The following is an 11,188-nucleotide window of genomic DNA, read 5'->3' on the forward strand; positions in this document are numbered from 1 at the left end:
ACGCCGGGGCACCGGGCGGGGTCGTGGACACGTTTCACCACATCACTTACCGATCGGTCAGCAGGTGTGGTTTGCTCCGGTGTGTCCGGTCGAGCTCAACGGAGAGGATCACCGTGCACCACCACGCCACCGCACCAGCAGGACGCGTCCGCCGACGCGCGGCGCTCGCCGCGGGTGTCAGCCTCGTCGTCGCCGCGCTCGTCGCGGCCCCCGCCGCCGCGGGCGCCCGTCCCGGCCCACCCGGTCCCACGCGTCCCGACCCCTCGCGTCCCGACCTCGGCGCGAACGTCGTCGTGCTCGACCCGAGCATGCCGGTCGCCCAGGTCCAGGCCGCGTTCGACGAGGTCCACGCCCGCCAGGTCGACGCCGAGATGGGCACGGGCCGCGCCAGCCTGCTGCTCCTGCCCGGCGAGTACGGGACCGCCGAGCAGCCGCTGCACGTCCGCGTCGGCTACTACACCGAGGTCGCGGGCCTCGGGGCGTCGCCGGGGGACGTCGTCGTGCACGGCACGATCGAGACGTACAACCGCTGCCTGTCCGACGACCCCGCGAACCCGAACTGCCTCGCGCTCGTGAACTTCTGGCGCACGCTGTCCAACCTCACGCTCGACATCGACGTCACGGGCCAGGACGGCTGCCGCTCGACGGCGAACTTCTGGGCCGTCTCGCAGGCCGTGTCCGTGCGCCGCCTGGACGTGCGCGCCGACCCCGGCGACCCCGCGTTCTCGCTCATGGACTACTGCACCGCCGGTCCCCAGTACGCGAGCGGCGGGTTCATCGCCGACTCGCGGTTCGGCGACGTCGTCAACGGCTCCCAGCAGCAGTGGCTCACACGCGACAGCGAGGTGCGCTCGTGGTCCAACGCGGTGTGGAACCAGGTCTTCGCGGGCGTCGAGGGCGCACCCGACGACGCGACGTTCCCCGACCCGCCGTACACGACCCTCGACACCACGCCGGTGAGCCGCGAGAAGCCCTACCTGTACGTCGACGCGCGCGGCGCGTGGCAGGTCCGCGTGCCGTCGGTGGCGCGCGGCAGCCGCGGCGTCACGTGGGCCGACGGGACGACACCCGGCCGGTCGGTCCCGCTGCGCGACTTCTACGTCGCCCGTCCCGGCGACGACGCCGCCCGTCTCGACCGCGAGCTCGCGCGCGGCAAGCACCTGCTGCTCACCCCCGGGCTCTACGACGTCGCGCGCACGATCACCGTGCGACGCCCCGGCACGGTCGTGCTCGGCCTCGGGCACGCGACGATCACCTCGGTGCGCGGCGCCGTCCCGCTGGTGGTCGCCGACGTGCCGGGCGTGGTCGTCGCGGGTCTGACCGTCGACGCCGGTCCGACGAGGTCGCCTGCCCTGCTGCGGGTCGCCGGCACGCACCACGGCCCGCACGCCGCCGCCGCGAGCCGGCGCGACCCGATCACCCTGTCCGACGTGTACTTCCGCGTCGGCGGGCCGCACCGCGGCAGCACGGACGTCGCGCTGCAGGTCGACGCCGACCACGTGCTCGTCGACCACACCTGGGTCTGGCGGGCCGACCACGGCGTCGAGGGGTTCACCGAGGGCGTCAACGGCGACACCGACCGTTGGCGCACCAACATCGGCCGCACGGGCGTCGTCGTGAACGGCGACGACGTCACCGCCACCGGCCTGTTCGTCGAGCACTTCCAGCGCCACAACCTCGTCTGGAACGGCGAGCGCGGGCGCGTCGTGATGTTCCAGAACGAGCTGCCCTACGACCCGCCGACGCAGGCCGACTGGACGAAGCCCGACGGCACGCCCGGCTGGGCGGGCTACAAGGTCGGCGACCGGGTGCGCACGCACGAGGTGTGGGGTGCGGGCGTGTACGTGTTCAACCAGAACAACCCGTCGGTCGTCACCGAGCGTGGGTTCGAGGTGCCGCGCCGCCCGGGCGTACGCCTGCACCACGTGATGACCGTCAACCTCAGCGCCGGCACCGTGCGGCACGTCGTCAACGACACCGGCGCGCAGGTGGACGCCACGAACACCGGGACGCCCGCGTTCGTCGCGCAGTACCCCTGAGCGCTCGGGACCGGCCCCGGCGCTCCCGCGGCCCGGCACGCACGCGCTCGCGCGTCGCGTGCCGGGCCGACGGGCGCGCCTGGCGCACTGCCAGGTCGGCGGGGGAGGATCGGGCCATGGCGTTCACCGGTCAGTCCCGCATCCCGCGCACCCCGACCCCCCCGCAGGGCGAGACCGTCGCGCGGTACGACACGTACGCGCAGGCCCAGAAGGCCGTCGACCTGCTCGCCGACAAGGCGTTCCCCGTGCAGATGGTCACGATCGTCGGCGCCGACCTGCAGATGGTCGAGCGCGTCACCGGGCGGCTGTCCTACCCGCGTGCCGCGTCCGGCGGTTTCGTCTCCGGGGCGTGGTTCGGCCTGTTCGTGGGCATCCTGCTGTCGCTGTTCTCCGAGCCCGGCGGCACGAGCCCGTTCCTGCCCGCGATCCTCATCGGCGGGGCGTTCGGCCTGATGTTCTCCGTGCTGACCTACTCGCTCACGCGCGGGCGGCGCGACTTCACGTCCGCGAGCCAGATCGTCGCCGCGTCCTACGCGGTGCTGTGCCACGCGGAGAAGGCGAACCAGGCGCGTCAGCTCCTCGGCGAGGTGGGCGGCGTCGTGTCCGGTTGGCCCCCGCGCCCGGTCCAGCCCGCGCAGGTGGACCAGCCCGTGCCGGCCGACCAGCCCGCGCCCGTCGACCGGCCGGCGCCCGCCGAGCAGCCGCCCGCCGCGTCCGGCGAGGCCGGTCCGACGACGACCGGCCCCGCCGCGTAGCGCGTCAGCGCCCGAGCAGCCCCGCCATCCACGCCTCGACCGCGTCGGGGTCGCGCGGCAGCGCCGCCGAGAGGTTCTCGTTGCCGTCCGCGGTGATCAGCACGTCGTCCTCGATGCGCACGCCGATGCCCCGGTACTCCTCCGGGATCAGCAGGTCGTCGGACTTGAAGTACAGGCCCGGCTCGATCGTGAACACCATGCCCGGCTCGAGCACCCCGTCGAGGTAGAGCTCGGCGCGTGCCTGGGCGCAGTCGTGCACGTCGAGGCCCAGGTGGTGGCTGGTGCCGTGCACCATCCAGCGGCGGTGGTGCTGGTTGTCGGGGTGCAGCGACTGCGCGGCGGGCACCGGCAGCAGGCCCCACTCGTCGAGACGTGCGGCGATGACCTCCATCGCCGCCGCGTGCACGTCGCGGAACCGGGCTCCCGGCACGGCCGCGGCGAACGCGGCGTCGGCCGCGTCGAGGACCGCCTGGTAGACGCGGCGCTGGACCTCGGTGAACACGCCGTCGACCGGGAGCGTGCGCGTGAGGTCCGCGGTGTAGAGCGAGTCGACCTCGACGCCCGCGTCGAGCAGCAGCAGCTCGCCCGCGCGGACCTGCCCGTCGTTGTCGATCCAGTGCAGCGTGGTCGCGTGCTCGCCGGCGGCGGCGATCGTCTCGTAGCCGACCGCGTTGCCCTCCTGGCGCGCGTGCCCGACGAACGTGCCCTCCACCACGCGCTCGCCGCGCGCGTGGGCCTGCGCCGCGGGCAGCGCGCGCACGACCTTCTCGAACCCCTCGATCGTGGTCGCGACCGCGAGGCGCATCTGCTCGACCTCGTGGGCGTCCTTGACGAGCCGCAGCTCGGACAGCGCCTCGACCAGGTGCTCGTCGCGGTCCTCCTGCTCGGCCACCCGCTCGGCCTCCTGCCGACGGATCTCCTCGACGACCGCCTCGACGGCCGGGTCCACCTCGGGGACGACGAGCAGCTGCACGCCACCGGACCCGACGTCCTTGGCGAGCGCGTCGCGCAGGTCGTCGAGGTGCCGGGTGCTGATGCCCGTGAGCGTCTCCACGTCCTCGAGCGTGGGACGCGCGCCCACCCAGAACTCGCCGTAGCGCGAGTCCGAGAAGAACTCGGTGGTGTCCCGGCCCGCGAGCGGGCGCAGGTACAGCACCGCGTGGTGACCGCTGCCGTCGTCGCCCGTGCCGTCGGTCACGGGGTGCAGGACGAGCACCGCGTCGGGCTCCTGCTCGACACCGAGCCCGGTGAGGTGCGCGAACGCGGAGTGCGGGCGGAACCGGTAGTCCGTGTCGTTCGACCGCACCTTGAACGTGCCGGCGGGCACGACGAGCCGGCGGCCCGGGAACTTGCCGGACAGCGCGCTGCGCCGCGCGGACGTGAAGTCCGCCGCGGGGCCGCGGGTCACCTCGGACGCGGGGCGCGGAGCCCAGCCGGACGTCACGAACTCCAGGAACGCCGCCGACCCCGGCCGCTGCGAACGGTTCGCGCCGCGCTCCTCGACCGGCTGGCCCTCCTGCCAGCCCGGGTCGCCCGGACCGGCGCCCGCGGGAGCCGTCGTCGTCGCGTCGGTGGCTGTGTCGTCGCTCATCCGACCATCTTCCCACCGCGTGCCCGGGACCCGTCCGGCGCCCGGCGCGCGAGGCGCCGACCGGGCTCGATACGGTTCCGGGGTGCGCATCGACCTGCACGCCCACTCGTCGGCGTCCGACGGCACGCAGAGCCCGGCCGAGCTCGTCGCCGCGGCCGCGCGCGCCGGGCTCGACGTGCTCGCGCTCACCGACCACGACACGACCGTCGGCTGGGCACCCGCCGCGCGCGCCGCGCGCGAGCACGGCATCGCGCTCGTGCGCGGCACCGAGGTGTCCGCCCGGTGGCGCGGCGTGAGCGTCCACCTGCTGTCCTACCTGCAGGACCCGGACCACCCCGCGCTCGTCGCCGAGCTCGAGGCCACGCGGCACGCGCGCGTCACACGCGCCGAGCGCATGGTCGAGCTCCTCGCGGTGGACGTGCCGATCACCTGGGCGGACGTGCTCGCGCAGGCCGGTGACGCCGTGACCGTCGGGCGCCCGCACGTGGCGGACGCGCTCGTCGCCAACGGGGTCGTCCCGGACCGGGACACGGCGTTCGCCCACCTGCTGCGCGCCGACGGGCCGTACCACGTGCCCCACTACGCGCCCGCCGCCGCGGACGCGGTCCGCGCGATCGTCGCCGCCGGTGGCGTCGCGGTCTTCGCGCACCCGGGCGCAGACGCGCGCGGCCGCATCGTGCCGGACGAGACGTTCGACGAGCTGGCTGCCGCCGGCCTCGCCGGCCTCGAGGTCGACCACCGCGACCACTCTCCCGCGCAGCGCGAGCGGCTGCGCGCGATCGCCGACCGGCTCGGTCTGCTCGTCACCGGCGGCAGCGACTACCACGGTGCGGGGAAGGTCAACGAGCTGGGGGAGAATCTCACCCGGCCGGAGATCCTGGCCGTGATCGAGGAACGAGGCACGAGTGAGGTGGTCCGGTGACCCCGGCGCAGCGACCGGTACGAGCGGCCCGGCGGCCGACATGAGCGCACGCGCGCACGCGCGCACCAGCGACGGCGTGAGCGGGGTGCGCCCGTGACCGAGGTCTTCGACCCGCGCCTGTTCGCGTCGGTCTTCATCACGCTGTTCGTCATCATGGACCCGCCCGGGACCGTGCCGATCTTCCTCGGCCTCACGGGCGCCATGACGCGTAAGCAGCGCAACAGGGCCGCGTGGCAGGCCGTCGCCGTCGCGCTCGGCGTGATCGTGTCGTTCGCGATCTTCGGCCAGTCGATCCTGTCGTACATGCACATCTCCCTCGCGGCGCTGCAGGCGTCCGGCGGGCTCCTGCTCCTGCTCATCGCGATGGAGCTGCTCACCGGCAAGATGGAGGAGCAGCAGGCGTCACCGAACGCCAAGGTCAACGTCGCGCTCGTGCCGCTCGGCACACCGCTGCTCGCGGGTCCCGGCGCGATCGTCGCGACGATGGTCTTCGTCAAGCAGGCCGACGGCACCGTGGGGGACTGGACGGCGATCGCGCTCGCGGTCGTCGCGGTGCACGTGTCCCTCTACCTCGCGATGCGGTTCGCCAACGTGATCCACCGCGTGCTCAAGGACTCGGGCACCATCCTCGTCACCCGCATCGCGGGTCTGCTGCTCGCCGCGATCGCGGTCCAGCTCATCGCCGACGCGGTGGTCGCGTTCGTGCAGGACGCGTCCTGACCCGTCCCGGCCCGCCGCACACCGCCTGACGACGCGCGAAGGCCCCCGCGCCGTGGAGCGCGGGGGCCTTCGTCGTCTGCGCGGCCGGTCGGCCGGCGGTGCGCGGTCAGGCGCCCGCGGGCTCGCCTGCGCCGCTCGCGCCGGCGTCCGCGCCCGACTCGCCCGCGGGGCGGCCGCCGCGCGTACGACGACGGTTGCGCGAGCGACGTGCGCGCGGCTCGCCGCCCTCGTCGGACCGCGGGGTGCCGGCGGGTGCGGCAGCGGTGCCACCGGCCTCGCCCGCACGGTCGCCCGCACGGTTCTCGTTCGCGCCGGCCTCGCCGGCGCCCCGGCCGCGGCCGCCGCGACGACGACGGCGGGCGCCGTCACCCTCGCCGGCGGTGTCGCGGGCCGGACGCGCGTCGGACCGGCCGCGCGAGCCGTCCTGCCCGCCGCGCGCGTCGCGCCCACCGGACGCGCCCTGGCGCGTGCGCTTGCCGGTCTCGCCCAGGTCCTCGATCGCCTCGGCGGCGAGACCCTCGCGCGTCTGCTTGTCCTTCGGCAGGCGCCCCTTGACGCCCTCGGGGATGTCGAGGTCGGTGTACACGTGCGGCGAGCTCGAGTACGTCTCGACGGGCTCGGGCTTGCCGAGGCCGAGCGCCTTGTCGATCAGGCCCCAGCGCGGCATGTCGTCCCAGTCGACGAACGTGACGGCCGTGCCCTTGTTGCCCGCGCGGCCCGTGCGGCCCGTGCGGTGCAGGTACGTCTTCTCGTCCTCGGGGCACTGGTAGTTGATGACGTGCGTGACGTCCTCGACGTCGATGCCGCGCGCCGCGACGTCGGTCGCGACGAGCACGTCCACCTTGCCGTGACGGAACGCGCGCAGCGCCTGCTCACGCGCGCCCTGGCCCAGGTCGCCGTGCAGCGCGCCCGCGGCGAACCCGCGCTCGACGAGCTCGTCGGCGACCTTCGCGGCCGTGCGCTTGGTGCGCGCGAACACGATCGTCAGACCGCGACCGCGCGCCTGCAGGATGCGGGCGAGCAGCTCGACCTTGTCCAGCGCGTGGGCGCGGTACGCGACCTGCTTGATGTTCTTGACGGTCTGGCTGCCGTCGTCGTCGGGGTCCTGCGCGCGGATGTGCGTCGGCTGCGACATGTAGCGGCGGGCCATCGCGACGACAGGGCCGGGCATGGTCGCCGAGAACAGCATCGTGTGGCGCGTCGCGGGCGTGGCCGCGAGCAGCGTCTCGACGTCCGGCAGGAAGCCCAGGTCGAGCATCTCGTCGGCCTCGTCGAGCACGACGGTGCGCACGTGGGACAGGTCGAGGTGGCGCTGCTTGAGCATGTCGATCATGCGGCCGGGCGTGCCGACGACCACGTCGACGCCCTTGTTCAGCGCGTCGATCTGCGGCTCGTACGCGCGCCCGCCGTAGACCTGCACGACGCGCACGTCCCGGCGTGCGGACGCGGTCGCGAGGTCGCCCGCGACCTGGACGGCGAGCTCACGCGTCGGGACGACGACGAGCGCCTGGGGCTTGCCCGGCGCGCGCAGCGCGTCGTAGCCCTCCTCGCCCGGCGCGACGATGCGGTGCAGCAGCGGGACGCCGAAGCCCAGCGTCTTGCCCGTGCCGGTCTTGGCCTGGCCGATGATGTCGTGGCCGGACAGCGCGACCGGCAGCGTCATCGCCTGGATGGGGAAGGGGCGGGTGATGCCCGCGTCGGCGAGCGCCCGGACGATCTCGGGCCGGACGTCGAAGTCGGCGAACGAGGCGTCCACGGCCTGCACGGACGAGGCCGTGCTCACCAGGGGGCGGGTCGAGGGGGCGGCGAGGGCCGAGGCGTGCTCGCTGGTGGTCTCGTCGGGGGCGCCGAGGTCGTCGGCGGGCAGGTTCGTCTGCGTCTGGGTCACGTGTGCTCTTCGGTGCGGGTGGCGGCCGCGCGCCGTCCGGTCGGGCGCGCCGTGGGGACGGGTCGCGCGCGCCGGGCGCAGCGGGGCGCCACGGGTGGCCGGCAGCCGATCGCGGATTGTCGAGCTCGCGGTCTCCGCCTCGTCGCGGGGCGACAGGGCGTGCGAGTGGGTCGTGGTCGACCGGGCAACCGATGTACCCGTCCAGGGTAGCCGACGAGCACCCCCCACCGGGCGGGCGTCGCCCGGTCGCGTGACCAGCGTCTCAGCCGCGGGGCGCCCCGGCGTTCTACGATCCTCGGATGAGCAACGCCGCGCCGACCCCGCCCGCAGGTCCGTCCTCGTCCTCGGCCAGGTCCTCGGCGCCGGCCGCCACGGCGGACGCCGTGGAGCTCCTGGGCCTGGTCGCCCAGCTCGAGCACACCGCGTTCGTCCGGCTCGCGGGGGACTGCGCGCTCGCCCCCGACGTCGAGCAGCGGCTCGCGTTGTCGCGGTTCGCGGCGGCGGCGGTGGAGCGGCGCGACCGCGTCCTCGCGCGCGTCGCGGAGCTCGGGGCCGACCCGGCGGCCAGCATGCGCCAGTTCGACGACGTGCTCACCGAGTTCGACGAGCGCACGCAGCCGAGCTCCTGGTGGGAGCGGCTGCTCAAGGCGTACGTCGGCTACGGCGTCGCGGACGACTTCTGCCGCATCGCCGCCCAGGGGCTCGACGAGCGCTCGCGCGCGGTCGTGCTCGAGGTGCTCGACGACGCGTCGCACGCCGAGCTCGCGGTCGCGGAGCTCGACGCCGCGGGATCGGGCGACGGCGTGCTGTCGTCGCGGCTCGCCCTGTGGGGCCGCCGGCTCGTCGGTGAGGCGCTCGGGACCGTCCAGCGGCTCATCACGCAGCGCCCGGCCCTGGAGCGGCTCGTGGCGGCCGCGGCCGCCGAGCCCGACGGCGCCCCGAGCGACGGCGGCAACGCGTCGGCCGCCGGCACGACGACGCCCAACGCACCCGCCAAGGTGTTCGGCGAGCTCACCGCGCAGCACACGCGGCGCATGAGTCGCCTGGGCCTGACGGCCTGACGGTCCCGACGACGCCGCCGGGCCGATGCCGCGCGGCGCCCGATGCCTGGCGGCGCCGGATGCCTGGCGGTCGCGTCAGTCCGAGCGCGGGCCTGTCAGATCGAGCCGAAGCCCACGCGCGGCTTGGCCTCGACGCCGACCTCGACGTACGCGAGCGACGCCGTGGGCACGATCACCCGGCGGCCCTTGCTGTCCGTGAGCTCGAGCGCGGGCTTGCCGGCGAGCGCCGCCGCGACGGCGGCCGACACCTCGTCGGAGGTCTGGTCGCTCTCCAGGACGATCTCCCGCGCCGCGTTCTGCACGCCGATCGTGATCTCCACGCCCGTCTCCCTCCGTCGCCACCACGTGCGCGACACGTCGCCGTGACCCGGTCGCCCGGACCCGGCCTGCTGGTCTCGCGACGATCCTAGGCGGCTGCCGCGCACGGTCACGCCGTGTCCGCGACCAGCGAAACCCTGGACTCCGTGGCGTCCGCGCGGCCGTCCCGCACCGGACCCGGGGCACTACTCGTCGTACGAGAAGTCCGCGCGCACGAGACCCTGGACGCCCGCCCACGCCAGCCGCGTCACGAGGTCGGCCGCGTGCTCGGACGCGCGCGGGTCGGCGACCTCCGCGCCCCGCAGCCGGTGCGTCGCGGCGCCCTGGGCGAGCGAGATCAGGGACACCGCGATCACGTCGCAGTCCGCGGGCGGCAGGCCGGTGACGGGCTCGAGCACGGCCGCGCACCGCTGGGCCGCGACCGACGACGCGTGCTCGACGCGCTTGCGCACGTCGGCGTCGCGCGTCACGTCCGACTCGAACAGCAGGCCCGACGACTCGCCCGCGACCTCGACGAACGTCATGTACGCGCGGACGATCGCCGCGATCACGGCCTGCCCGTCGCCGCGGCGCACAGGCCCCTGCTCGATGGGTGCCACGGCCTGCTCGACCGCCGCGATGAGGTCCGCCCCGCAGCGGTCCACGACCGCCAGGTACAGGTCGAGCTTCGACGGGAAGTGGCGGTACAGCACGGGCTTGCTCACCATCGCCCGGTCCGCGATGTCGTCCATCGAGACGTGGTGGAAGCCCTCGCTCGCGAAGAGCTCCTGGGCGATCTCGAGCACCTGCGCGCGCCGCTCGCCCCCCGACATCCGGACGGTGCGGGGTCGCGGCGTCAGCTCGCTCGGGGGCTCGGCCATGCCGCGAATGCTAGCCACCGAACGTTTCCGGGATGCGACGATGTCGGGGTGAGGCCGCCGCGAGTGCACCGGACGAGTGACCCGAGCGCGCCCGGACGCACGTCCGCGGGCGTCCGGGGGGCGGTCGTGCGCCGCGCTCGGGCACGCGCCGCGACCGTCGTCGTGGGGGCCCTGCTCGCGGGCGCGGGGACCGGGTGGGTGGTCGCCGGACCGCCGACGACGAGCGCGGCCGAGCCGGTCGCCCGGCCGCCCGCCGCGACGCTCGACGCGCTCGACGTCGCCGTGCGCGGGGGCGGTGCCGCCGCTCGCGGCGCGGCGGGTGACCGACCGCTCGTCGGCCCGTCGCGTCCCGCCGGGCCGGGCCCCACCTCCCCGGGCGTCCCGAGCACCGCGAATACCCCGGCCGCGAGCCCGGACCCCACCCTGCCGCCGGGGCTGACGGCGGAGGACGTCGCGGCGGGTCTGCTCGCGGCGGACGTGCCGGAGCACGCGTCGGGCGAGCTCGTCGTCGTCCCGGCCGCGCAGCGCGCGCGTGCGGACGCGGCCGGCGGCACCGACCGGGTGCTGCGCGTCCGCGTCGAGGTCGAGAAGGGCCTGCCGGTCGACCCGGCGGTGTTCGCCGACTTCGTCATGACCACGCTCACCGACGGTCGCGGCTGGGGCGGTGACGGGTCGGTGGCCTTCGAGGTCACGGACGCGGAGCCGGACGTGCGCGTCGTGCTCGCGTCGCCGGACCTCGTCGACGAGATGTGCGCGCCGCTGCGCACGGCGGGTCAGGTCTCGTGCGGTCGCAACGGGCACGCGGCGCTGAACTTCCGGCGCTGGGTCGAGGCCGTCCAGGACTACGGCGACGACCGCACCTCGTACCGGCAGTACCTGGTCAACCACGAGGTCGGCCACCTCCTGGGCCGGCCGCACCGGCCCTGCACCGCCGCGGGGGCGGTCGCCGACGTGATGCAGCAGCAGTCGTACGCGGTCAAGCCGTGCCTGCCGAACGCCTGGCCGTTCCCGCGGGACTGACCGCGCCGGCCCGG

Annotated in this window: 10 protein-coding genes; 6 read left to right on the plus strand and 4 right to left on the minus strand. The window is 75.1% G+C overall.

Annotation, left to right across the window (positions count from 1 at the left end):
* Positions 1-113 precede the first annotated feature (113 nt).
* Together ACT17Q_RS04745 and ACT17Q_RS04750 are read left to right on the plus strand one after the other, a co-directional pair.
* Complete coding sequence (locus tag ACT17Q_RS04745; protein WP_444664957.1) at positions 114-2,039, plus strand: adenylyl cyclase; 1,926 nt, start codon at positions 114-116, stop codon at positions 2,037-2,039.
* 116 nt (positions 2,040-2,155) lie between these two features.
* Positions 2,156-2,794 (plus strand): stage II sporulation protein M, encoded by a 639-nt coding sequence (locus tag ACT17Q_RS04750; protein WP_232514414.1) that lies wholly within the window; start codon positions 2,156-2,158, stop codon positions 2,792-2,794.
* A 4-nt stretch (positions 2,795-2,798) separates the two neighbouring features.
* Here the strand turns inward: ACT17Q_RS04750 and ACT17Q_RS04755 are convergent, their stop codons facing one another.
* Positions 2,799-4,385, minus strand: a complete 1,587-nt coding sequence (locus tag ACT17Q_RS04755; RefSeq protein ID WP_444664958.1) for an aminopeptidase P family protein — start codon at positions 4,383-4,385, stop codon at positions 2,799-2,801.
* Between the two features lie 82 nt (positions 4,386-4,467).
* On the opposite strand from ACT17Q_RS04755, the gene ACT17Q_RS04760 reads away from it, so the two are divergent.
* Positions 4,468-5,307: a PHP domain-containing protein gene (locus tag ACT17Q_RS04760; RefSeq protein WP_444664959.1), complete on the plus strand. Its 840-nt coding sequence runs from the start codon at positions 4,468-4,470 to the stop codon at positions 5,305-5,307.
* A 93-nt stretch (positions 5,308-5,400) separates the two neighbouring features.
* On the plus strand, positions 5,401-6,027 hold the full coding sequence (locus tag ACT17Q_RS04765) for a MarC family protein (protein WP_094180610.1): 627 nt from the start codon (positions 5,401-5,403) through the stop codon (positions 6,025-6,027).
* A 106-nt stretch (positions 6,028-6,133) separates the two neighbouring features.
* On the opposite strand, the gene ACT17Q_RS04770 is transcribed toward ACT17Q_RS04765, so the two are convergent.
* Complete coding sequence (locus tag ACT17Q_RS04770; RefSeq protein ID WP_444664960.1) at positions 6,134-7,915, minus strand: DEAD/DEAH box helicase; 1,782 nt, start codon at positions 7,913-7,915, stop codon at positions 6,134-6,136.
* A gap of 299 nt (positions 7,916-8,214) precedes the next feature.
* Between ACT17Q_RS04770 and ACT17Q_RS04775 the strand changes: the two genes are divergently transcribed.
* Entirely contained in the window at positions 8,215-8,976 is a 762-nt protein-coding gene (locus ACT17Q_RS04775) for a ferritin-like fold-containing protein (protein ID WP_268531296.1), read from the plus strand.
* Between the two features lie 95 nt (positions 8,977-9,071).
* Here the strand turns inward: ACT17Q_RS04775 and ACT17Q_RS04780 are convergent, their stop codons facing one another.
* Together ACT17Q_RS04780 and ACT17Q_RS04785 are read right to left on the minus strand one after the other, a co-directional pair.
* Positions 9,072-9,296: a DUF3107 domain-containing protein gene (locus tag ACT17Q_RS04780; protein WP_094180608.1), complete on the minus strand. Its 225-nt coding sequence runs from the start codon at positions 9,294-9,296 to the stop codon at positions 9,072-9,074.
* Positions 9,297-9,479: 183 nt separating this feature from the next.
* Positions 9,480-10,154 (minus strand): TetR/AcrR family transcriptional regulator, encoded by a 675-nt coding sequence (locus ACT17Q_RS04785; RefSeq protein WP_444664961.1) that lies wholly within the window; start codon positions 10,152-10,154, stop codon positions 9,480-9,482.
* A 126-nt stretch (positions 10,155-10,280) separates the two neighbouring features.
* On the opposite strand from ACT17Q_RS04785, the gene ACT17Q_RS04790 reads away from it, so the two are divergent.
* Positions 10,281-11,174 carry a DUF3152 domain-containing protein gene (locus ACT17Q_RS04790; protein ID WP_444664962.1) on the plus strand — a complete coding sequence of 298 codons (894 nt, stop codon included), beginning with the start codon at positions 10,281-10,283 and terminating at the stop codon, positions 11,172-11,174.
* The last annotated feature ends 14 nt before the right edge of the window (positions 11,175-11,188 follow it).

The sequence above is a fragment of the Cellulomonas sp. CW35 genome, from assembly GCF_052378485.1.
GTDB lineage: Bacteria > Actinomycetota > Actinomycetes > Actinomycetales > Cellulomonadaceae > Cellulomonas > Cellulomonas uda.

What these genes read in the sequence shown, in the direction of transcription:
- ACT17Q_RS04750 (WP_232514414.1), top strand. Translation starts at nt 2,156, where the DNA reads ATGGCGTTCACCGGTCAGTCCCGCATCCCGCGCACCCCGACCCCCCCG.
- ACT17Q_RS04755 (WP_444664958.1), bottom strand. Translation starts at nt 4,385, where the DNA reads ATGAGCGACGACACAGCCACCGACGCGACGACGACGGCTCCCGCGGGC.
- ACT17Q_RS04775 (WP_268531296.1), top strand. Translation starts at nt 8,215, where the DNA reads ATGAGCAACGCCGCGCCGACCCCGCCCGCAGGTCCGTCCTCGTCCTCG.
- ACT17Q_RS04785 (WP_444664961.1), bottom strand. Translation starts at nt 10,154, where the DNA reads ATGGCCGAGCCCCCGAGCGAGCTGACGCCGCGACCCCGCACCGTCCGG.